Source organism: Chryseobacterium sp. MHB01, assembly GCF_034651565.1.
Classification (GTDB): Bacteria; Bacteroidota; Bacteroidia; order Flavobacteriales; family Weeksellaceae; genus Chryseobacterium; species Chryseobacterium nepalense.
Map to the genome: position 1 here is coordinate 26,807 of NZ_JAYEDA010000012.1, position 22,765 is coordinate 49,571.

Annotated in this window: 23 protein-coding genes and 3 tRNA genes; 16 read left to right on the top strand and 10 right to left on the bottom strand. The window is 34.8% G+C overall.

The features are described 5' to 3' along the window. Positions 1–7 precede the first annotated feature (7 nt). The 3 genes from U9K52_RS17155 to U9K52_RS17165 are packed head-to-tail and all read left to right on the top strand — an operon-like array spanning position 8 to position 3,742. A complete protein-coding gene (locus U9K52_RS17155) occupies positions 8–490 on the top strand; it encodes a hypothetical protein (protein WP_248393722.1) in 483 nt (160 codons plus the stop codon). 3 nt (positions 491–493) lie between these two features. Further along, positions 494–3,076: a DNA gyrase/topoisomerase IV subunit A gene (locus tag U9K52_RS17160; protein WP_322927508.1), complete on the top strand. Its 2,583-nt coding sequence runs from the start codon at positions 494–496 to the stop codon at positions 3,074–3,076. Positions 3,077–3,088: 12 nt separating this feature from the next. Then, the gene (locus tag U9K52_RS17165; protein WP_248393720.1) at positions 3,089–3,742 is read left to right on the top strand and encodes a rhomboid family intramembrane serine protease; all 654 of its coding nucleotides are present in this window, start codon (positions 3,089–3,091) and stop codon (positions 3,740–3,742) included. Positions 3,743–3,799: 57 nt separating this feature from the next. On the opposite strand, the gene gwsS is transcribed toward U9K52_RS17165, so the two are convergent. The 6 genes from gwsS to U9K52_RS17195 form a co-directional block, all read right to left on the bottom strand. After that, positions 3,800–4,867: a grasp-with-spasm system SPASM domain peptide maturase gene (gene gwsS / locus U9K52_RS17170; protein WP_322927510.1), complete on the bottom strand. Its 1,068-nt coding sequence runs from the start codon at positions 4,865–4,867 to the stop codon at positions 3,800–3,802. Positions 4,868–5,042: 175 nt separating this feature from the next. After that, the gene (gwsG, locus tag U9K52_RS17175; RefSeq protein WP_322927512.1) at positions 5,043–5,939 is read right to left on the bottom strand and encodes a grasp-with-spasm system ATP-grasp peptide maturase; all 897 of its coding nucleotides are present in this window, start codon (positions 5,937–5,939) and stop codon (positions 5,043–5,045) included. Continuing rightward, the gene (locus U9K52_RS17180; RefSeq protein WP_322927513.1) at positions 5,936–6,820 is read right to left on the bottom strand and encodes a hypothetical protein; all 885 of its coding nucleotides are present in this window, start codon (positions 6,818–6,820) and stop codon (positions 5,936–5,938) included. Before U9K52_RS17180 ends, gwsG begins: the two co-directional genes overlap by 4 nt. 695 nt (positions 6,821–7,515) lie before the next feature. Beyond that, positions 7,516–8,367: a peptide chain release factor N(5)-glutamine methyltransferase gene (gene prmC, locus U9K52_RS17185; protein WP_322927514.1), complete on the bottom strand. Its 852-nt coding sequence runs from the start codon at positions 8,365–8,367 to the stop codon at positions 7,516–7,518. Next, the gene (gene yaaA, locus U9K52_RS17190) at positions 8,368–9,126 is read right to left on the bottom strand and encodes a peroxide stress protein YaaA (protein WP_263602914.1); all 759 of its coding nucleotides are present in this window, start codon (positions 9,124–9,126) and stop codon (positions 8,368–8,370) included. 69 nt (positions 9,127–9,195) lie between these two features. Further along, on the bottom strand, positions 9,196–9,807 hold the full coding sequence (locus U9K52_RS17195) for an L-threonylcarbamoyladenylate synthase (RefSeq protein WP_248393716.1): 612 nt from the start codon (positions 9,805–9,807) through the stop codon (positions 9,196–9,198). A gap of 101 nt (positions 9,808–9,908) precedes the next feature. Between U9K52_RS17195 and U9K52_RS17200 the strand changes: the two genes are divergently transcribed. From U9K52_RS17200 to U9K52_RS17215, 4 genes are all read left to right on the top strand, one after another. Continuing rightward, positions 9,909–9,981: transfer RNA gene (locus U9K52_RS17200), tRNA-Met, on the top strand. A 39-nt stretch (positions 9,982–10,020) separates the two neighbouring features. After that, positions 10,021–10,093: transfer RNA gene (locus tag U9K52_RS17205), tRNA-Met, on the top strand. 35 nt (positions 10,094–10,128) lie between these two features. Then, positions 10,129–10,201, top strand: a tRNA-Met gene (locus tag U9K52_RS17210). A 115-nt stretch (positions 10,202–10,316) separates the two neighbouring features. Further along, a complete protein-coding gene (locus tag U9K52_RS17215) occupies positions 10,317–10,727 on the top strand; it encodes a hypothetical protein (RefSeq protein ID WP_066437456.1) in 411 nt (136 codons plus the stop codon). Between the two features lie 34 nt (positions 10,728–10,761). Here the strand turns inward: U9K52_RS17215 and U9K52_RS17220 are convergent, their stop codons facing one another. Beyond that, positions 10,762–10,968, bottom strand: a complete 207-nt coding sequence (locus U9K52_RS17220; protein ID WP_263602915.1) for a DUF2945 domain-containing protein — start codon at positions 10,966–10,968, stop codon at positions 10,762–10,764. 114 nt (positions 10,969–11,082) lie between these two features. Then, a complete protein-coding gene (locus U9K52_RS17225) occupies positions 11,083–11,667 on the bottom strand; it encodes a hypothetical protein (RefSeq protein ID WP_263602916.1) in 585 nt (194 codons plus the stop codon). Positions 11,668–11,997: 330 nt separating this feature from the next. On the opposite strand from U9K52_RS17225, the gene U9K52_RS17230 reads away from it, so the two are divergent. The 5 genes from U9K52_RS17230 to U9K52_RS17250 all read left to right on the top strand — a co-directional run bounded on the left by U9K52_RS17230 (position 11,998) and on the right by U9K52_RS17250 (position 16,944). Continuing rightward, complete coding sequence (locus U9K52_RS17230; RefSeq protein ID WP_072885664.1) at positions 11,998–12,363, top strand: BlaI/MecI/CopY family transcriptional regulator; 366 nt, start codon at positions 11,998–12,000, stop codon at positions 12,361–12,363. A 6-nt stretch (positions 12,364–12,369) separates the two neighbouring features. Further along, on the top strand, positions 12,370–14,220 hold the full coding sequence (locus U9K52_RS17235; protein ID WP_263602917.1) for a M56 family metallopeptidase: 1,851 nt from the start codon (positions 12,370–12,372) through the stop codon (positions 14,218–14,220). A gap of 69 nt (positions 14,221–14,289) precedes the next feature. Further along, entirely contained in the window at positions 14,290–15,195 is a 906-nt protein-coding gene (locus U9K52_RS17240) for a GLPGLI family protein (protein ID WP_312173673.1), read from the top strand. Positions 15,196–15,338: 143 nt separating this feature from the next. After that, positions 15,339–16,292 (top strand): GLPGLI family protein, encoded by a 954-nt coding sequence (locus U9K52_RS17245; protein WP_322927517.1) that lies wholly within the window; start codon positions 15,339–15,341, stop codon positions 16,290–16,292. Positions 16,293–16,383: 91 nt separating this feature from the next. Further along, the gene (locus U9K52_RS17250; RefSeq protein ID WP_322927518.1) at positions 16,384–16,944 is read left to right on the top strand and encodes a sugar O-acetyltransferase; all 561 of its coding nucleotides are present in this window, start codon (positions 16,384–16,386) and stop codon (positions 16,942–16,944) included. Positions 16,945–16,998: 54 nt separating this feature from the next. Here the strand turns inward: U9K52_RS17250 and fsa are convergent, their stop codons facing one another. Next, positions 16,999–17,652, bottom strand: a complete 654-nt coding sequence (gene fsa, locus U9K52_RS17255) for a fructose-6-phosphate aldolase (protein WP_248393708.1) — start codon at positions 17,650–17,652, stop codon at positions 16,999–17,001. Between the two features lie 378 nt (positions 17,653–18,030). Between fsa and U9K52_RS17260 the strand changes: the two genes are divergently transcribed. Beyond that, entirely contained in the window at positions 18,031–18,522 is a 492-nt protein-coding gene (locus U9K52_RS17260) for a YdeI/OmpD-associated family protein (RefSeq protein ID WP_322927519.1), read from the top strand. Between the two features lie 39 nt (positions 18,523–18,561). Here U9K52_RS17260 and U9K52_RS17265 read toward each other — a convergent pair whose 3' ends face one another. Then, the gene (locus U9K52_RS17265; RefSeq protein ID WP_322927520.1) at positions 18,562–19,122 is read right to left on the bottom strand and encodes a hypothetical protein; all 561 of its coding nucleotides are present in this window, start codon (positions 19,120–19,122) and stop codon (positions 18,562–18,564) included. A gap of 200 nt (positions 19,123–19,322) precedes the next feature. On the opposite strand from U9K52_RS17265, the gene pepE reads away from it, so the two are divergent. From pepE to U9K52_RS17280, 3 genes are all read left to right on the top strand, one after another. After that, complete coding sequence (pepE, locus tag U9K52_RS17270; RefSeq protein ID WP_322927522.1) at positions 19,323–20,015, top strand: dipeptidase PepE; 693 nt, start codon at positions 19,323–19,325, stop codon at positions 20,013–20,015. A gap of 174 nt (positions 20,016–20,189) precedes the next feature. Continuing rightward, positions 20,190–21,560 (top strand): D-alanyl-D-alanine carboxypeptidase/D-alanyl-D-alanine-endopeptidase, encoded by a 1,371-nt coding sequence (gene dacB, locus U9K52_RS17275; RefSeq protein WP_322927523.1) that lies wholly within the window; start codon positions 20,190–20,192, stop codon positions 21,558–21,560. Between the two features lie 6 nt (positions 21,561–21,566). Beyond that, positions 21,567–22,721 (top strand): HAMP domain-containing sensor histidine kinase, encoded by a 1,155-nt coding sequence (locus U9K52_RS17280; RefSeq protein WP_322927524.1) that lies wholly within the window; start codon positions 21,567–21,569, stop codon positions 22,719–22,721. Positions 22,722–22,765 lie beyond the last annotated feature (44 nt).

The window sequence follows — 22,765 nt, forward strand, 5'->3', positions numbered from 1 at the left end:
AAAAAATATGAGACTTAGTAACCGTAAAAAAACTTCGGTATACAACTTTATCAACACAGTGCTGATCATGCTGCTGGCAGCCGGTACCGGCGCCTACTTTCTGGAAGAGAACAAATTCAACGTCTTAGGGAAAGAAAGTTTGCTGCTGATCGCCGTACCGTTGCTTTTAATCGTATTGTTTTATCTCAGCGGAAGGCAGATTTTTGAATACGACAGTGAGGGAGAAGCTCTTCATTTCAGGAACAGAAATGTAATTCCTTTTTTGCAAAAACCTCTGAATGACGAATTCCCAAAGTATAAACTGCTGAAATTTGAGATTATCAATATGTTTTTTGTGAAAAGACTGTACATTTCAATCTCCAGTAAAAACAATGGTACTACCCTTTTAAAATACGAGATTTCATATCTTACAAGAAAAGAACTTGCAGATTTGAGATTTTCCTTAAATAAAGTGACCAAAACAAATAAAGAGAACAGAGCTAATATATAAATAATGACAGAAGAACACCCGCACGAAGGTGAAAGCCTAAAGAAAGTTTCCGGGCTTTATAAAGACTGGTTCCTGGATTATGCTTCTTATGTAATTTTAGACCGGGCCATTCCGTCGGTTTATGATGGTTTTAAACCTGTTCAGCGAAGAATCATGCATTCGATGCGTGAGCTGGAAGACGGACGTTACAATAAAGTAGCCAATATTGTTGGAAATACCATGAAGTACCATCCCCATGGTGATGCTTCCATTACGGATGCCATGGTGGGAATTGGGCAGAGAGAACTGCTGATAGACACCCAAGGGAATTGGGGGAATATTTATACCGGTGACTCTGCGGCTGCAGCAAGATATATTGAAGCACGGCTCACTCCTTTTGCGCTGGAAGTGGTTTTTAATCCGAAAACTACAGAATGGGCAAAATCATATGACGGCAGAAACAACGAGCCGATTGATCTTCCTGTAAAATTCCCGTTGCTGCTGGCACAGGGTGTGGAAGGAATCGGGGTGGGGCTCTCCACTAAAATTCTTCCCCATAATTTTAATGAATTAATCAGTGCTTCCGTTGCTTATCTTAAAGGGAAAAAATTTGAACTGTTCCCGGATTTTTTAACGGCTGGTTATCTGGATGTTTCTGAATATAATGACGGACATAGAGGCGGAAAAGTACGAGCCAGGGCTAAAATATCACCGCTGGATAAACATACGCTGATCATCACAGAACTTCCGTATTCAAAGACGACAAGTGATCTTATTGATTCCATTCTCAAAGCCAATGAAAAAGGAAAGATTAAGATTAAAAAAATTGAGGACAATACCTCGGACAAAGTAGAAATTCTGATTCATCTTCATAATGATGTTTCTCCGGATAAAACCATTGATGCCTTGTATGCATTTACGGATTGTCAGGTTACGATTTCACCGAATGCATGTGTGATTGTTGGAGATAAACCAATGTTCATGAATGTTTCCGATATTTTAAAAATGAATACTGATCATACGGTTTCATTGCTTAAAAAAGAACTGGAAATCGAACTTCATGAGTTGCAGGAAAGCTGGCATTTTTCTTCCCTCGAAAGAATTTTCATTGAAAACAGGATCTATCACAACATTGAAGAAGTTAAAACCTGGGAAGATGTGCTGAAAACCATCGATAAAGGATTAAAACCTCACACCGGGCATCTTTTAAGAGCAGTTACAGAAGAAGATATTTTAAGATTAACGGAAATCAGAATCAAAAGAATCTCAAGATTCGATTTAGATAAATTTAAAGAAAATATTGCGGCACTTGAAGGTAAAATCGAAATGGTAAAACACCATCTGGATAACCTTGTTCAGTATGCTATTGATTATTACCTCAATATTCAGAAAAAATACGGAAAAGACCGCCAGAGAAAGACAGAGCTCAGGATTTTTGATACCATTGATGCCACTAAAGTGGCAGTGGCTAATGAAAAATTCTACGCCAACTTTGAGGAAGGCTTTATCGGAACTTCGCTCAAAAAAGATCAGTATTTGTTTGACTGTTCGGATATAGATGATATCATCACTTTCAGAAAGGACGGAAGCATGAAAGTCGTAAAAGTGGAAGCAAAAACATTTATCGGGAAAGATATTCTGCACGTTGCCATCTGGAAGAAAAATGATAAAAGAACGGTGTATAATATGATCTACCGAGAAGGCAGGGAAGGTCCGTATTACATGAAGCGCTTCTCTGTGACGGGAGTTACCCGAAATACGGATTATCCTTTAGCTTCAGACAAAAAAGGTTCGGAAGTACTGTATTTCTCCGCCAATCCAAACGGAGAAGCAGAAACGGTGTCTGTTCTTTTAAAACCGAATCCAAGAATCAGGAAGAATAAAATGGATGTTGATTTTTCCGAACTCGCCATCAAAGGCCGGGATTCCAAAGGAAACCTGGTAACCAAATATTCGGTGAAAAAGGTAGACCTAAAAGAAGAAGGTGTTTCTACGCTTGCACCGAGAAAGATCTGGTTTGATGATACCGTGCGAAGACTGAATGCCGACGGGCGCGGTACTTTGCTGGGAAGTTTTAAAGGCGATAATAAAATACTGACCATTAATACGAATGGCGAAGCAAAGCTTGTTTCGTTTGACCTCGGAAACCGTTTTGACGATCAATATCTTGTCCTGGAAAAGTGGAAACCGAACCAACCGGTGACGTGTATTTATTTCGATGGTGAAAAAGATATTTATTTCATTAAGAGATTCTTATTTGAAAATACACCGAATGTGCAGACCTTTATGCCTTCGGAACATCCGAAATCATTTATTGAAAACGTAATTGTTGCCAACGGCGCTACTGCCGAAATTATTTTTGCTAAAGATAAAGGCAAGGAGAGAGAGCCCGAAACCGTAAATATTGATGAGTTTATTGCGGTAAAAGGAATTAAAGCGATCGGAAACCAGTTTACGAAATTTAAAGTAAAGACCATTAACATAACTGTTCCGGAACCTGAAGAGGAAGAACCTGAAGTATACGAAGACCCGGAGCCGACAGCCGGAATGGATGAAGATGGCATGATTGGTGATCTTTTCCAAAGTGAAGACAATTCCGATAATTAAATTTAAGAAAATATGAATATTTTAATACTCATTATAGCAATTACCGCGATCATAAGCTTCGTTGCACCCAACGGCAGCAGTAATTTCGAAAAATATAAATTCAATGTAGGAGCTATCCTCAACAGAAAAGAATATATTCGCCTGCTTTCTTCAGGATTTCTGCATGCCGATATTTTTCATCTTTTGTTTAATATGATGACGCTTTACTTTTTCGGGCCGGTGGTGATGCAGGCATTTGGTAATTTTGGCTTTATCCTGATTTATTTGGGATCCATCTTACTTGGGAATATATTTTCACTTTTTGTATACCAGAGACAGCCTTGGTATTCTGCAATTGGAGCAAGTGGCGGGGTTTCGGGAATTTTGTTCGCTTCAATCGCCATGATTCCTCACCTTGAAATTTATATGTTTTTTATTCCGATAGGTATTCCGGGATTTGTATTCGGGCTTGTGTATTTCAGCTATTCCGTTTATATGATGCTGAATCCTAATCAACATGATAATATTGGCCATGCTGCACACTTGGGAGGTGCCTTTTTTGGGCTGGTGTATGCGGTTGCTGTTCAGCCGCAGGCTGCGATCGCCAACTCTCTTTATTTGGGGATTATGTCGCTCCCGCTGATTTATCTCGCGTATGAAATCTTTGTACGTAAAAGGATAGGATAGTTTAAAATTAAATGATAAAAAAAGTAAAACCAATGAACAATTTCATTGGTTTTTTGTTTAAATGCCATAATACTTAATAGCCCTTTGCTTTAATGGATTGGTACTCCATTCTTGCCATTTGCCAGTGTGTGGATCGTAGCCACATTTCAGAGGTTTAGAAATGTCCAGTCCATCATTACTACTATGCGATTGTTCTGTAAATGCTCTACAGTCTGTACAAATATATCGGAATTCACAATCTTTACAGACTTCAATATTATCTTTTGTCAGACTCCAATATTTTTTGAAATCTTTATGCTGTAAAGCTTCTTCTAATCTTGTATCTTTAATATTTCCATAACTTTTACACATAGCAGGACAGTTTTTAATATTACCGTTTATATCTATGGCAATTTTTTTATACAGGCAAGAATTATAGTTAATTGCCTCTAAAACCTTAGGAAGGTTAGTGTTAAAATATTGTAAATCTACTTTTCCACAAGAATTTTTATTTATTTTTTGTTTTACAAATGATATTGTAAACTTGTATTTATCTTTTATTTTAAATGGAATCTTATTGCAGTCATAAAAAGAAAAACTATAAATTCTTTCGCAAAAATCTTCTATTTCTTCAAAAAATAATTCATTGTGAAATTCTTTATACTGAGAAATAAGCTCTATTGATGTTACAGATGAATTTTTAAATATTTGTTCAATAAATTTAATATCTGAAACAGTTAAAACATTGTTATAGTGAATTACAATATATTCAGTCCCTAAATTTGATAATGATTGATTTACTTTAGATAAAGTACTTATATTATCAATTTCTAAATAAGCATTAGTAATAATATTTGGAGTGTAAAATTGATAGGATAGTGAAGGAAAATTTTTATCCCAGTTATCCTTTGTAATGAATCCATATTCTTTATCTAGAAGTATAGCTATATATTCTTTTACAAATTCTTGCGATTCTTTATCATATAAATTAATAGTATCTTCTATTGAATTTTTATTAAGATCTTCTATTATATTGTTAAGCTCTAGTGGGAATAATTCTACTTCGTTTCTTTGTAAGTCGTTGATGAGAATTCGTCCGACACCTTTAGTAATAAAAATATTACTAAATAAATTAAAATAGTTCATAAAAGTCTTGTGATTGATTTATATGGTCTTTTTCTAATAAGGTATTCTGTCTGAAATTTTTCACATTCAACAAAAAATGTTAAGGTAGATTTACTTTTGACCTTGACCATTTTTTTTGAAAATTCAATATACTTAAATGTAAGTGGGAGCAAGTTTTTTTCGTTAATAATTTTTTTCATAAAGTTCTTGCAATTTCATAATCTAAATTGTAATTACAATAAAATGAAACATTTCCAAATTGTCCAATAGGATTTACTTCTAAAAAATAAATATTGTTATTACTCTTAATAAAATCAATAGAACCGGAATTTAAATCCAGTTTATTCATTAAAGCTTTAATTTTTTCCTCAATATTTTTTGGAAGGTTATACCTGACATTTCTATTAGGCTTTTGCTTATTGTATTTGCGATAATCTATTTTTGTTTGATTATCATTTTGCGAAAATATTGCCATAGACCAAATTCTTCCGTTTAAATAAAATGATCTTATCTCGAAATCTTTTTCAATATTTTCTTGAAAAAAAGTAATATAAAAATCTTCTTTTTCTTTATTCTTAACCATTGAAGTATACATAACTCCATAATATTCTTCAAACTTTAATATACCATTACCCGCAATAGGCTTAATTATATATTTATCAACATCTATATCATCAGTAGTTTCTGCTAAAAAGTATTCAGGAACGTCAAAACCAATATCTTTTGCAGTGTTTAAAATAGTCAATTTATTAACATGATAATTAGTTTCTTTATTAATATGACTTTTATTTTCGAGATAATTTCTCACATAATTTTCTAACCAGTGCTGGTGTTCATTCATATGAAGATCTACGGCAAAGTTGTCATATTTTTTTCTTGTAAATTTTAATCCGCCTCTTCTATACCATACATGTGTAATTTCATCAATAAAAAAACAGTTTCTATTACTTTCAATATATATGCGTTTTTCTTTTATTCTAATTGTAAAAATCTCATCTTCATGAACACGAATAAATTTTTTTCCAAATGAAATAAGCCAACGTATAACTTCATTTGTGGTCCTTTCATTATTTTCTGAAATTATAAGTATCATTTTAATTTTTTTAAATAATCGGAGTTAATTTTTCGGCTGTGCTTAAGACTTGGTAGACCAATATCCCTTCGATTTTTATTGATTTGTAAACTGTCTTTGATATTTGAATTGCTGACATTACAATAAACACATTCTTTACCCTCAATAAAAGCTCTCTTATCAATCATTTCTGCATAATCTTCTGGAGTACATTCTCCTTGTTTCACATATTCATAAATCTTCTCTTTAAAATAGTTGTAATTTTTGTTATCTAATCCTGCCATATGATTCAAAATATTCCCCATAGGCATAAAAATATCATTATTTCCCCACAGTCCTATTGTATTAACTGATGGAAAGCCAAAATTATTAAATGTCCAAAGAAATAATTCCGAATTTTTTTTATCATTAATAGTTTGCAATTTTTCAATGTATTTAGGTGTTCGAAATTCCTGATTTCGAAAGAAAGCTATAGAAAATGAATCTACTAATTTCTTATTAAGACTTTTTTTCCAGGTAGTTATACGATTTTCTAATTCAATACTATCGATATCATATTTTTTAAAGATTGAGATTAGGTACTTGTCATACTTATTGTACTTCCAATTGGGAGCGATCAATGGAATTAGTTTATATAAACTTTCTTTGCCTCCAAAATTTTCATTACGTTTATCAGAGAGGGTAATATAAGTTTGAAACTCATTAATTAGATGGGAATTATGGGGAGGATATTTTTTAAATAATTTTCTATATTTTTCAATTGCTGTAAGTGTATCATTTTTTAGTCTATATATATTATCAATATCATTTACCTTATTTAAATAGTTAATATGATTTTGTTTTTTTATTTGACAGGAAAAGAAAATAAGTAAACTAATAAAGAAAAATAGGTTTTTAATCATGTGTAGAGTTAAAAGAAATGGTTGAGAGTATCATGAAGAAACAATATATTTTAAAACTGTCCTATGAAAATAGGACAGTAATTTTTTTATTATTTTGTAATAATAGTTGAATCAGCGCAATCATCTGTTAAACACTCTTGACGTTGAACGTGTAAACAATCTACATAAGTGTCAATATCCGAACAATTCCATTGACTAATTGAAAGATTGTGACCAAAAATCATTTGTAAAACCTGGTGACCCTCCAAATATCGAATCTAAACTTTTTAATCTTTTGTTTTCTAATTAAGAAAATCTTTTCTTCATTCCTGTTAATTTTTTCATTCTGTTAATTTTTTTATTTAAAAATTTTATGCCATATAAGCCCTGACATAGGGAATTTTAATATAGTTGTTTTGTGCACAAACAAAAATATTCAGTGAGTTATCAATATTGAAGCGCTAAAACTAAAAATAAAAATTTAATAATGAAAAATAAAATTTGATTTTTTTTTATTTTTTTGCAAAATAAATGTGTTTAATGTGTTAATTATGCTTAAAATATGAGAAATTGTCAAAATTATTTTGTTTGGACCGGTAATATTCAAAGATCCAGTGCTTCTAGGGAAGAATTAATAATTGTTATCTCCGAAATAACTTCTGTAATTCTGGCAGTGCCGGTATCGTGTATTTTGATTTCAATTAAATTTGGTTTTATTACTTTCTTCCAAAAATAAACCGGTCATTTCCGGATAAATCTTTTATCAGTTCTGCTTCTGCAAAATCTTTGGCGTACAACTCCAGCGTTTCAGGACCCAATTTTTGATTGATTTCAAGAAATAATAATCCATTCTCTGCTAATTGTTTTTGAGCATCTTCAGCAATTTTCCGGTAAAAAATCAGGGCGTCTGAGGTCGGCGAAAAGAGCGCCATTTCCGGTTCAAAACCTTTTACGGAATCTTCAATTTCGTCCTGTTCATCAATTCCGATATAGGGCGGATTGGAAATGATCACATCAAATTGTTCTTCCAGGACAAAATTAAGGTAATCGGCATGGATGAAATTGATGTTCAGTTGATGGAAATCAGCGTTCTTTTTTGCCACTTCCAGAGCTTTTTCAGAATAATCAACAGAAGAAACTTTAGCATCAGGAAAGTGTTTCTTCAAAACCAGAGGAATAATTCCACTTCCCGTTCCGATGTCGAGGATTTTCATGCTTTCAATTGGTAATGCTGAGGCATGAATTTTTTTTATAGCCAATTCCAGCAATTCTTCCGTTTCCGGCCGGGGAATAAGGACATGTTCATTCACAAAAAAAGACATTCCGTGAAATTCCGTTTCACCCAGGATATATTGGTAAGGCTTGCCTGTTTTTAATTCAGAAAGAACTTCAGACAGCTTTTTCTCATCATCAAGCAACAGTTCCTGATTTGAGAATCTTCTCTGGTAAAAAGAATTAAATCCTGTAATTTTTTCAATAAAAATGAAACTTAAAAAAGCGTTTTCGGAATCGGTATACAATCCGGAAAGCTCTGTTTTAAAATGTTTTTTATATTCTGAAATCGTCATTTATCTTGTAAAAACCAGTTTGGTATCTGTTGATTTATCTTCATCGATTCTGTAGCCTTCGTAATTAAATGCTTTAACATCATTCAGCGTTTTAGCATTGGTTTCAGCACAGAAGCGTACTACCATTCCTCTGGCATGTTTGGTATATACGACGATGGTTTTTGGTTTTCCGTCCTTTAATTCATAGAAGTCAAAATCAATAACTGTATGATTGAGCTTTTTCCGGTCAACCACTTTAAAATATTCATTGCTGGCCAGATTAAGAAGAATTTCATTCTTTTTCATTTCAGCATTCAGCTGATCTGTGATTTTCTCTTTCCAGAATTCGTATAGATTTTTATAATTTTCAAATTCAAATGGCCGTCCCATTTCCAAACGATACAGCATGACTTTATCCGAAGGCCTCAGCAGCCCGTATAAGCCGGAAAGAATCCTGTGGTTTTTCTGCAGGTAATCCACCGCATTTTTATCCAGTGTTTTGGAATCTAAACCCCTGTAGACCTCACCGGTAAAGGCATAGAGTGCCGGAGCAGATTCTTTTGCCGTAGGTTTTGCTTTCCATTTCTGGTTCCTTTCCCAGTTTTCATCCGCCAGCTTGGTTGAAATTTCCATCAACTCTGAAAGGTATTTCGGTGATTTTTCTTTGAGATAAGACTGTATGTAAGCTGCATCATCAATGAATTTCGGAACTGTTGTTTTCAGCAGATCCGTAGTATTTTCGGTATTCATCAATTTGGCAGGTGAGGTAAGTATTTTCATAGTTAAAATACAGATATGTGAATATCAGTAAATAATAAATTGTTTAAACTTTATAATTTAAAATCGTTTTTAAATGATCCCTTTTCCCTGTCGGATCAGTTCCGGTTCTCCGGAAGTAAGATCTACAATCGTAGACGCTACATTATCCCCGTATCCGGAATCAATAACAATGTCTACCAGATGATCATATTTTTCGGCGATCAGTTCCGGGTCGGTAGAATATTCAATGATTTCGTCATCATCTTTTATAGACGTTGATGCAATGGGATGTCCTAATTTTTCCACAATCAGCTGGGGAATCGGATGATCCGGGACACGGATACCAATGGTTTTATGTCCTTTGTAAGCCAAAGGAAGGCTTTTATTGGCATCCAGAATAAAAGTAAACGGACCGGGAAGATGACTTTTAAGGAACCTGAACACAGAAGTATCAATAGGCCGCGTAAAATCTGAAAGATGGCTCAGGTCATTACAAATTATTGAGAACTGGGCTTTCTCCAGCTTCATTTTTTTAATCTGTGCAAGCTTTTCCATGGCTTTAATGTCAAAAATATTACAGCCCAGCGCATACACTGTATCGGACGGGTAAATGATCAGTCCGCCATTATTTAAAGTTTTAATAACCTCATTAATAAGATTTTCCTGAGGGTTTTCGGGATAAATTCTCAATATTTTTGCCATAGTTCAAAGATACAAATATTAAAATAGTTTTGGTGAAAGTCCTTTATTTAAAAGAAAAATTAGGATTTTCAAAAAATTGTCGTATATTTGCAATCCAATATCGCGGGATGGAGCAGTAGGTAGCTCGTCGGGCTCATAACCCGAAGGTCATCGGTTCGAGTCCGGTTCCCGCTACTAAGATTGACGTTATCGGTAACGTTACAAAAAATATACCGCGGGGTGGAGCAGTAGGTAGCTCGTCGGGCTCATAACCCGAAGGTCGCACGTTCGAGTCGTGTCCCCGCTACTAAGAACGCTGTGGTGGCGTTTTAAAAAATACACCGCGGGATGGAGCAGTAGGTAGCTCGTCGGGCTCATAACCCGAAGGTCATCGGTTCGAGTCCGGTTCCCGCTACTACAGAGAGTATTGTCAACAGGCAATACTCTTTTTATTTTTATATGGTACTTTTTGTTTTCCCAATGGCTTAATTTATGCAGATAGACTATTACACCATTTAAATGATAATAGTATGTATAAAAAAATCCTGGCAGGTTTAGGCGGTGCCGTAGCGCTAAGCCTTCTGCACGAAGCCATCAGAAAAAATTTCGATAATGTTCCCGAGATTAATAAAGTGGGAGAAGAAGCTTTAAACAAAGCATTGGATAAAGTAGACGCAAAAGTTACCAATCATGATCAGCTGTATGCTGCAACATTGGCAGGGGATGTTATTGGAAACGGAATGTATTACGCCGCAACAGCGACTACCGGTTTTAATGTAGCTTCCGGAGTTTTAATGGGACTTGGCGCAGTTGCGCTTCCTGAAAAACTCGGACTGGATGATACACCGGTTGCCGAGAATAATCAGAAAAAAATAATGACGGTTGCCTATTATCTCTTCGGAGCAATTGTTACCAAATTTATTTATGATAAAATAAAATAATAGTATAGATGTAAAGGCCGCAAATTTGTGGCCTTTACATTTTCTTTAATGCTGATGCTTTATGTACAGCGGATTTTCCTGTTTTTTCGCTCATTACTTCATACTGCGGTTCATCTTCGGAAGCTCTCCGTTGCCTGTTCATAAATACAAAATCTTTGGTGTGGACTTTTGTGATGGCGCCATGAGTTTCTCCATTGCTGGAATTCCATCGTACCATATCTCCTTTTTTTAATGTGCTCATCTTTTTCGTATTATTATTAGAATGGTACTAATTATTATGCCATACCCTAATTTATACAAAGGGCAAAAAAAATCCCGCCTTTAGAAGCGGGAATATTGTTTAAAAGCAGATTGATTACTCTACTGTAAGCTGATTAAAAGGCTTAAGTGCATTGTCGTCTGCTGTAGTCTGACTTAAAAATTCTTTTTTCTGATTCCCTTTCATTCTGTTGGCAGCGTCATTTCCATTGAAATAGGATTCGCTTAGTTTTGTAGTTACTTCAGAAGGATTCAATTCAAATTTTGTATCACCTTCTACTCCAAGATAACCATTCTTTCTGGTAAGGTTTGTAATATAGTTGTTGTAATTGATAAGGGTGCCTCTGAACATTGAGTTATGATACTCCATGCATTTTTTAGCTTTTTTTGAAGAATTGTTGAGGATACAGTTGTTCATGTTTCCTCTGTAAAGACGCCATTCCAGTTCTACTTTTCCATATTCCTTTGCTAATGCATTGGTTCCGTTGGTAAGGATTGCAGGGTCATTTTCTTTTTCGCTGATCTCTTTTAAATGTTTGATAACTAAAGGAACTGTATTTTCAATCTTGGTTTTCGCTTCACCTATCGCACTGAAATCTGCTGCTGGAGTACCCTTTTTCTGGGCATTGGTCACATTAAAAATCAGGAGTAATAGTACAAATAACAAATTATATCTTTTCATGAGAAATTTTTAAAGCACTAAAATAAATATATTTTCTGAGTTAAGACAAATTCATTTTAATTTTATTTAATAAAATTTAACAAGTTTTAAGAATTTAAATGAAAATTTTTCTTTTTAATGAATATTAATTGTCTGATAAATTGCAGGAGTTAAAAATTTAACAAATTTTAATAAAAATTATAGTATTGATTTTCAGTTAATTATGAAATAATCTTTGTTATCACTAAAAAAGTAGTTGTTTGGACAGGAAAAATTTCTACATTTGTATAACTAATTTCTTAGTGATATTGAAATTGAATCGTATCACAATCAATGATAAATGAAAAATGTATGAAAATTCAGACGTTAACTAAGGCAGAAGAGCAGGTAATGCAGTATTTATGGAAACTCGAAAAAGGATTTCTGAAAGATGTCCTCGATCTTTTTCCCGAACCGAAACCTCATACAAATACCGTTTCCACAATTCTTAAAGTTTTAAAGGAAAAAGAATTTGTTGATTATCATGTGTACGGAAGGCAGCATGAGTATTTTCCACTGGTATCCAAAGAGCAGTACTCCGGAAAAACAATAAAAAGTCTGGTTAAAAATTATTTCAAGGGTTCTTATAAAAGCGCCGTTTCATTTCTGGTAGAAAAGAATGAAATGACTGTGGAAGATCTTGAAATGCTGCTGCACGAACTTAAAAAGAAAAACTGATAGGCTATGGAAACTGTACTTCTATATTTTGGGAAAGTTATTTTATGTTCCGGTGTAATGTTTTTGTATTATAAATTGTCTTTAAAAGACAGGACATTTCATCATTACAACAGATTTTATCTTTTGTCTGCGATGCTCATATCACTGCTGCTGCCGTTAGTGAAAGTTGAAGATTTTACTATCGAGGTGAGTAATGATATCTATAAATTAATAGATACCGTACAGAATTTTAACAATAAAAATGCAACCCATGATTCCACTTATTTTAGAATTATTTTTTCAGCTTTGGGGCTGGTTTCTTTCTATTTTTTAGGAAGATTGATCTACGGGATTTTCAGAATCCACCGGTTGAAAAGTCAGTTTCATAAGGAAAGCTTTGACGGAATCAACTTTTACCATACCAACCTTAGTGAAGCGCCTTTTTCATACTTTAAAAATCTTTTCTGGAAAAATTCAATTATGTTGAATTCAGATGTCGGAAAGCAGATTTTGAAACACGAAATGGTTCACATCGAACAGAAACATTCATTCGATAAAATCTTTATGGAAATTATTACGTCTGTCTTCTGGTTCAATCCGTTCTTTCATCTCATTAAAAAAGAAATTAGTTTAATTCACGAATATCTGGCTGATAAAAAAGCCGTAAAACAATCGGACACCAAAGCATTTGCGCAGATGCTTTTAGCAAGCCACTTTTCCGGAAACCAGTTGCCTGCCACCAGTCCGTTTTTAAGTTCTAATTTAAAAAAACGATTAAAAATGTTACAAAAACCTAAAACAAAATTCGGGTATGCGCGTAGAATTTTTGCGTTGCCGGTTGTATTTTCAGTAGCTTTTGCTTATCTGGTAAATGCTAAAAACCAGGAAATTAAAGCAACGAATATGGAGATTGAGAAGGCCGTTTCTCAAATCAAAGAAGAAAATAAGAGTATTGTTAAAAAAGACACTATTTCTCCAAAATCATCTGAAAATAAAACCATAGTTACTCCAAAAGTATACAGAAAATCAGATGATGACAGGAAAATTGCCGAGCTGAGCAAAAAGATTCAGGAAAGAACTGAGGCTCTGAAAAATTTTAAGCCGGAAAGTAATGAATACAATAAAAATCTTGAAGAGATCGGAAAACTATCCGGTGAAATCGGAAAAATAGCAAGTTCTAAAGATTTTCTTAATTCTGCAATGGTCATTAAAATCGATGGAAAAGATATGAAATTTGATGAGTATTTTAACTCCAAAGAATTTAAAGATGTATTGAAGGAGGTTAAAGATTTTAAATATGAATTTGACATGCCTGAAATTCCGGAAATGAATATTGAATTTCCTGATGTTCCCGCACCCCCGGATGCCCCGAAAGTTAAAGTCTATAAATTTAAAACTACCGGGGATATGAAATGGACTCCTGAATCCGATATGGCTTTCAGATCCTCAGAAAAAGCAAAAGAATCTGCTGCAACTGCCAAAAAAAGAGCTAAGCTTGATAAAGAACGTGCAAGGCTGGAAGAAAAAAGAGCGAAGCTGGAAGGTGAAAGGGCAAAACTGGAAGCAGAAAGAAGAGCGTTGGAAGGCGGAAGAAGACCTTTTATTTATAGCAATACCTTCAGAACGGTTCCCGGGGATCGGGTATTAAAAATCAATGCCGATAATATAAAATTCAGTAACAACGGTACATCTATTATTACTTCAGGATTTAAAAATACAAAAGGTATTGAAGAACTGAAGATTTATATTGACGGGAAAGAATCCACAAAAGAACAGATGGAAGCCCTAAAACCGGAATCCATCAGAAGTGTGAATATCAATAAGAGTAATACGGACGGAAAAACGACCGGAGAGGTAAGAATCGAAACAAAAAAATAGAAAGTTCCCATCAGCTCTGTTAATAAAAACAATAAATATTGACAGAGCTTTTTAAAAAAATAATATACTATGAAAAATATCAGTCTTTTTCTCCTGTTCATAAGCATTACAGCCGGTGCACAAGTCAACCGATTTTTCTACGAATACAAATTTATACCTGATTCCAATAACAAAGAGGATGTAAAAAAAGAAATGATGCTGTTGGATATTGATCAGAAAGGCTCAAATTATTACAGCAGAGATAAGTTTGTAGCCGATTCCACCTCTATGGCTGAAGTGCAGAAGCAGATTAAAAGCGGTGGCGGAAATATCAATATCAGCAGAAGGGACAATCAGGGAATGGTTGGATATAAAGTGACAAAAAGCTATCCCGATTTTAAAACCTATCTTTTCACAAGGATTTCCATGGATCAGTATAAAGTAAAGGAAGATCAGAAACCGGAATGGAAAATACTTCCCGAAAAACAGAAAATAGGAGCGTACAATGCCCAAAAAGCGACCACCAGCTATGGCGGAAGGGAATGGGTTGCATGGTTCAGCACAGATATCCCTTTTCAGGACGGACCATACAAATTTTATGGACTGCCGGGGCTTATTGTAAAACTTGAAGATACTACAGGTTCTCATGTTATGACCCTTGTAGGAAATAAGAAAATGGCAGCTCCGGTTTCAGAAACAGAAATGGACGTTCCCGGTAATGTAAAAATTATGGGAATCGGAGGGAAAGAGCTTGAAATTTCGAAATCCCAATATAAAAAATTATGGAAAGATTATGTAAATGATCCTTCTAAAAACATGAGAGAAATGATGATGAGAAATGGTGGTGATAATACAAGAGTAAGTTTTAAGGTAAGAACGGCAGACGGCAAAGAAATATCAGATCCCAATCAGGTATTCCGCGAAATGGAAAAAAGAACCAAAGAATCTCTTGCAAAAAACAATAATCCCATTGAACCGGATCTGGTAAGTAATTAAGATTTTTCTTATTTTTGATCAAATAAAAATTCCAATAATATTTTTTAAATCAAATAAATAACTAAATAAATTAATTTTTAATCTGAACCTTGTCAATAGATATGAATTAGAAATCATTGATAAAGTTTAAAAATTGCACAATTATGAAAAAAAATGTTTTACTTTTTATGCTTTTAAGCGTCTGCATTAATGCGCAAATCAACCGCTTTTTTTATGAATATAAATATATTCCGGATATCAATGATAAATCGGATGTCAAAAGAGATCTCATGGTACTGGATATAGATAAGAAAAATGGTTCTTATTACTACAAAGATAAGCATCGCCAAATAGTAGATTCTTTGAAAAAGGATATATCTGATTCGGATTTTGAAAATGAAATAAAAGATAAAATAACAAAAGAATACGGGAATTATAAAAGTTACAAAATAGATAAGAATGAAACTAAGTTATTCACTATAGGAAAAAAAGATTATAAAGTAATAAAAAAATATCCAGATTATAAAACATATATTATAGAAGCCCTTTCTATTGATACTTATAAAGTTTTAGAAGACCAGAAGATAGTCTGGAAAATTTTCCCGGATAAACAAAAAATTGGTGAGTACAATACGCAGAAAGCCACAACAAATTTCGGAGGCAGACAATGGACTGCATGGTTTACAACAGAAATTCCTTTTCAGGACGGACCTTACAAATTTTACGGATTGCCGGGTCTTATAATAAAGATAGAAGATGCTACTGTTTCACATATAATAACTTTAATGGGAAATAAAGCCGTTCAGGGAGGTGATCGTGAAGAGGATATTCCTGATAATTTAGCTTCTGTAATCAATGGAAATGAAATTGAAGTAACAAAAGAAAAGTTTAAAAAACTTTCGGAAGATTACAATAAAGACCCTTCACTTGGTTTGAAACAATTACTTAATAGTTTTGGAAGTAATGCAAATATTTCAACAAAAATTATAACGAATGGTAATGGCACAAAACAAGCAGAAGAAACAACTATGAATGATGTTTATAAACTGATAGAAAAAAGCGCTAAAGAAAATCAAAAAAAGGATAGTAATCCTATTGAGCTGGATTTAGTAAAATAAATTATAAATTGTTTTAAAAGCAGGATGGAATATTTTCATCCTGTTTTTGTTTTGCTATCTTTAGACTTAAAACCAATATACATCACAAGATATGACAGAAAAAGAGAAATGTGCGAACAGACTTTTATACAATGCCAATTATGATCAGGAGCTCATACAGGAAAGGATTGCTGCGAAAGATCTTTGCGGGCAATATAACCAGCTCAGAAATTCCGACTCAGAGGCAAGAATATCATTATTGAAAAAGATATTAGGGAAGACTGGCAAAAATATCTGTATAGAACCCCACTTCTGGTGCGACTATGGTTACAATATCGAAGCAGGAGAAAATTTTTATGCCAATCATAATCTTGTCATTCTGGATTGTGCTAAAGTTACTTTTGGCGATAATGTATTTATCGGGCCCAATTGCAGCTTTTACACGGCCAGCCATCCCATTGATGTAAAACAACGCAATGAGGGCCTTGAAACGGCGGATCCTATACAGGTAGCAGATAATGTTTGGTTCGGTGGAAATGTAGTAGTTCTTCCCGGGGTTTCGATTGGAAAAAATGCCGTAATCGGCGCAGGAAGTGTTGTCACTAAAGATATTCCGGAAAATGTTGTTGCAGTAGGAAATCCCTGCAAACCTGTGAGAAATATTGAACAGTAAAATCATTAGCGCGGAAACAAAGTTTCCGCGCTAATGATTTTTATTATAATTAAATTAAGCCAGTTTCTGAGAATCTGCAATAAACTGAGCCAGTCCGTTATCGGTAAGCGGATGCTTAAGAAGGCTCAAAATCGGAGGAAGCGGTGAAGTGATTACATCAGCACCAATCTTCGCACAATCGATGATATGCATAGCATGACGGATAGACGCGGCTAAAATTTCAGTCTCATACATGTAGTTATCAAAAATCAGTCTGATTTCCTGGATTAAATTTAATCCATCTGTTGAAATATCGTCAAGTCTTCCCAGGAAAGGAGAGACGTAGGTAGCACCTGCTTTTGCTGCCAAAAGAGCCTGCCCGGGAGAAAAAATCAGCGTACAGTTGGTTCTGATACCTTTATCTGAAAAATACTTTAATGCTTTGATTCCGTCTTTGATCATCGGGATTTTAACCACGATATTCGGGTGGATGGCTGCCAATTCGTCACCTTCTTTAATCATTTCCTCATATGTTGTAGAAAGAACTTCCGCAGAAATATCTCCATCAACAATTTCGCAAATTGCTTTATAATGATTTCTGATCGCTTCAGCACCCTGAATTCCCTCTTTTGCCATTAATGAAGGATTGGTCGTAACGCCGTCAAGAATTCCAAGATCTTTAGCTTCTTTAATTTGCTCTAAATTAGCAGTGTCAATAAAAAATTTCATGTCTTTACAGATTTATTTAATACAAAGATAAACATTCCATTCTGAGTGGAAAATTTTAATTGTTTTAATCAGATTAATATCGAAATTTAAGTATTCATATTTTTATTGGTAGCTTTTTGACTCCGTTGAATTGTATTTATGATTTTTTAAGGAGCAATTTGATTGCATCGAAAAGCGATATTATTTTTTATTTTGAAGCTTTTTCTTGCTTTCCGCACTCGTTATTTTTATACTCATGGGTTGCGGCGGCGGAGCCGCCGCAACCCATGAGTATAAAAATGAGCTCAAACAATTGCTTCAATTAAGGCTAGGCTGAAGACACAATAAAAACTCAGGAAATTATCTGAACAAACAGCCATAAAAATGTATCTTTAAAATATGCAAAACAATCCATTTACAGCCAGGCTTGAAATTATTGGGATCAACCCTTTCGTTTTTGTGCCTGAGGATATCCTGAATGAGATATTTCAGGCTGCAGGAAAATGCAAAAGTCCCATTCCGGTAAAAGGAAAGGTAAATGGTAAGCCGTTCACGCAAAATTTAATGAAATATTTGGGAGAGTGGAGGTTATATATTAACCTGACGATGCTTAAGGATTCACCGAAAAGAATTGGTGAAATGATAGAAGTCTCAGTTGAGTTTGACAGGTCCGAAAGAACAGTTTCCATACACCCTGAATTGTATAAAACCATTCATGAAAATCCTCTGGCGCTGCAAAATTTTGAAAACCTTATTCCTTCCGCAAAGCTGGAACTGATCCGTTACATCAATAACCTTAAAAAGGAAACCGCAGTTAAAAGGAATATTGAAAAGATCATCCGGTATCTAAACGGAGAGACTGATTTTTTCGGAAAGAAAATAAACCGATAAAAAATAATCCGGAGAAGATTCTCCGGATTTACATTATAACTATGAATTTAAAGCTTGGCTCAGCTTGATGGCATCCTGATTGGTTGGATCATACTGCAATGATTTTGCAATATGTTCTTTAGCCTTGGCCGGATCAGTTTGCTGCTCTGAGAATGCTACATAAAAGTACGCATATGCCAGGTTTTTCTTATTCTGTTCCACCTCTTCAGGCTTTACGGTAGCTATATATTTTTCATAGGCCAATCTGGCATTGACATCGTCTTTCGCATTTTGATAGGCGTAAGCCTGACTGTAATACGATGGAGCCCAATCCGGTAAAAGAACTGATATTTTCTTCCACGTATCTATCGCATTAGTCCAATCTGAAGCTTCCTGATATGCTCCTGCTAATTTAGCTAAAGCTTCTGTATCCTTCGGATTAGCCTCTATTTGCTTTTTAAGTGCTTCAATCGTTGGATTAGACGCCTGAGCAGTACTTGCTGCTGTGGCTGCAGTTGTATTAGCTGTACCTGCCGTGCTGTCTGTCTGAGTCGTTTGTGCGCTCACAAAACCTAAACCTCCTGTCAGCATTAAACCTAAAAGAAGGGTTCTGATATTCATTTTAGTCATTTTCATAATTCTAATATTTTTCAATTGCATATAATAAAATTCAATAATGATTCCATAAAAGTTAATATTTTAGAACCTTTAAGCTTTTTTTGAAAAAATTAACGGGTTAATTAGGTCTTTTATATTAATTTTAGATTCATGACATATAAACTATCTTTGTCACTTTAACCTTTTTAATGACATTAATACCGATGAATATCATATTAGCATCAACTTCTACACTTTTTGGCGGAGACTATCTGGAATATTTAAAAGAGGAAATCACTAACCTTTTTCAGGGTATTGATGAAATTATTTTTATTCCTTTTGCCAGACCGGGAGGCATTTCACATGAGGATTATACACAAAAAGCATGTTCTTTCTTTGAAAAAATCAACATTAAAGTAAAAGGGCTTCATGAATTTGACGATAAAATAGCGGCAGTGAATAATGCAAAAGGATTCTTCACAGGTGGCGGAAATACTTTTCTGTTGGTTAAAACTTTACATGAAGAAAACCTGATGTCAATATTGAAAAATAATGTTGAAAACGGAAAACCTTATCTTGGCTGTAGTGCCGGAAGCAATATCGGCGGACGGAACATGAAAACCACCAACGATATGCCCATTGTGTATCCTCCAGGCTTTGATTGTATGGGGCTCGTTCCGTTTAATATTAATCCGCATTATCTGGATCCGAATCCGGAACTTAAACACAACGGTGAAACAAGAGAAACCCGAATTAAAGAATTTCTTACACAGAATGATCTTAAAGTGGTCGGACTTCGTGAAGGAAACTGGATCAGAGGGAAAAATAATAAAATTACCGTTGAAGGAACGGAGCTTACCAGAATTTTCGAAAAAGATAAAGAACCGTACGAGATCAAGCCCGGAACAGAACTGTAATTTATTTTTAATTATATTTGAATTGATTTCTGATGAAAAGATATTTCAACCGTATATGCTGATATTTCTATTGCGTGCTATTAACCAGCAAGAATTATAGTGATGTCATGGTGAACTTGTCGTACATCAGTAATCATCATTTTTCTTTATATAGACTGAAAATAAGCTTAAAGAATGAGAAAAATATTAGCTGTCCTTACTTTATCCGTGCAGGTTGTTTTTGCCCAGGATATATCCCAAAAACTTGATGAAGCTACAAAGAATCTGATGAATTCTTCAGGTGCCGTGTCATCAAACTTATCATTTTACGTTGCGGACGAAAACGGAAATTTTATTTATGATTATCAGGGAAACAAAGGACTGTCTACAGCTTCTACTCAAAAAATATTTACTGCAGCAGCGGCTCTTGAAGTATTAGGTAAAAACTACACCTATAAAACGACGGCTGGTTATTCGGGAAATATTTCCGGAGGAAATCTGAAAGGAGACTTTATTATCACTTCAACAGGGGACCCAACGCTCGGAAGCTGGAGATATGATGGGTATAAACCGGAAAATTTTAAACAGCAGCTTTTAGAAGCCATAAAAAAAGCAGGCATCACAAAAATTTCAGGGGATCTTGTTATTGATGATTCTTATTTTGATCACCAGACAATTCCCGGAGGCTGGCCGTGGGATGATCTCGGGAATTATTACGGAGCAGGAGTCTGGGGAGTCAACTGGCGCGAAAACCAGTTTGACATCAATATCAACGGAAATGAATTCAAAAGTTTTTCTTATCCTTTGGAGGGTGTAAAATGGCTCAATGACGTGAAAGTAGGCGGAACCTCAGATCAAAGCCTGATTTTTACCGCGCCACATTCTAATGTCGCTTTGATAAACGGAACATTGCCTTCCAAAACAGTAACGGTCTCAGGAGCTACACCCAATCCTCCGTTACAACTTGGTGTAGAGATTAAACAATGGCTGCAGCAGGCAGGAATTGAGCTTTCGGGAAAAACCGTTACCAACTCCCAGCTTGAAATTGAAGGGAAAAAAATATCAGTTTTTCATAAAAATAACATGATTTTCACCTACGAATCTCCAACATTGGATAAGATCATCTATTGGTTTTTAAGAAAGAGCATCAATCTTTACGGTGAAACATTAATCAAAACTTTAGGCAAAGAGAAAAAAGGAAATCCTAATTTTAAAAGCGGTGTAGCGTTCCTGAAAGAATTCTGGAAATCGAAAGGAATTAATCCCAATATGATTAATTTTGCTGATGGAAGCGGACTTTCCCCACAGAATTATGTAGCCGCAAGAGCCGAAGTACAGGCACTGATTTATGCTAAAAAACAGCCCTGGTTCGAATCTTATTATGATGGTTTCCCGACTCAGGATAACGGAATGAAAATGAAAAGCGGAACCATGAGAGACACTAAATCTTTTGCAGGATTTCATACTTCGAAAGAAGGAAAAAAATATGTGTTTTCAATTATCATCAATAATTATCAGGGAAGCGGAAGCACAGAGCTGCAGAAAATCCTGAGTGTTTTAAAATAATCTGCTTTGAGAAAATCAATATTTGCAAGACTGAATAACTGGATCATTTTTGTCCTGATGACGATCGTTGTTCTGACCATTGTGATCGCCTCCACCATTCTGATCAATTTTCTCCGTAAGGAAGAAATTAAAAGAGTTGACATTTTAGTAAGTGCATTGAAATTTCAGCAGGAAGTGGATAATCCTAATTTAGAAGTTCAGGCATTGCTTTTACAGATTTACAGCTCAAATACTACCATTCCGGTTATTATTTTAGATGAAAATGATAATGTGATTGAACATAAGAATCTGCCGAAAGATGTTGAAAATAATTCCGGTCAAATTGTTGCTCTAGCAAAGAAAATGGGCAAGAGCTATCCTCCTATTGAAATTGAAATTGCAAAAGGAGATAAGCAGGTCGTGTTTTATGACAATTCTCCATTGCTAAACAATCTTAGGTATTCCCCATACATTCTTGGCTTTTTTATTTTGTGTTATTTCCTGTTTTCATTTTGGTTTTTCAGGACCATTAAGAAAACGGATGAGGGCTATCTCTGGGCAGGACTTGCGAAAGAAACGGCACACCAGATCGGAACTCCTTTATCATCAATGATCGGCTGGATGGAAATCATGAAGCTTGATGATCCCGAATCGGAAGGAATTCATGAAATTGAAAAAGATATTGAACGATTAAAAACCATTTCGGAGAGATTTTCCAAAATAGGTTCTGTTCCCGAATTAAATGATACGGATTTTAACGCAACCATTCAGGAGAATTATGATTATCTGAAAACAAGGATTTCCAGAAAAATTAATTTCGGGCTGCATCTTCCAAACTATACGATTTCCGTACCGCACAATAAGATCCTGATGAGCTGGGTGATTGAAAATCTGGTGAAAAATGCTGTTGATGCCATGAAAGGGGAAGGTTCGCTTTCCATTTCGGTAATCGAGAGAAATAAAAACATTATAGTGGAAGTTCAGGATACCGGAAGCGGCATGACAAAACAGCAGGCACTGAATGCTTTTAAACCCGGCTATTCTACCAAAAAACGCGGGTGGGGGTTAGGTTTATCTCTTGCAAGAAGAGTGGTCCAGGAGTACCATAAAGGCGATATCAAAATTGCACAGACTGAAGTGGGAAAAGGAACGACTTTTAGAATAACAGTTAAAAAAGCATGATGAAAAAAATATTGACCGTATTTATCCAAAACAAAAGCGGAGAA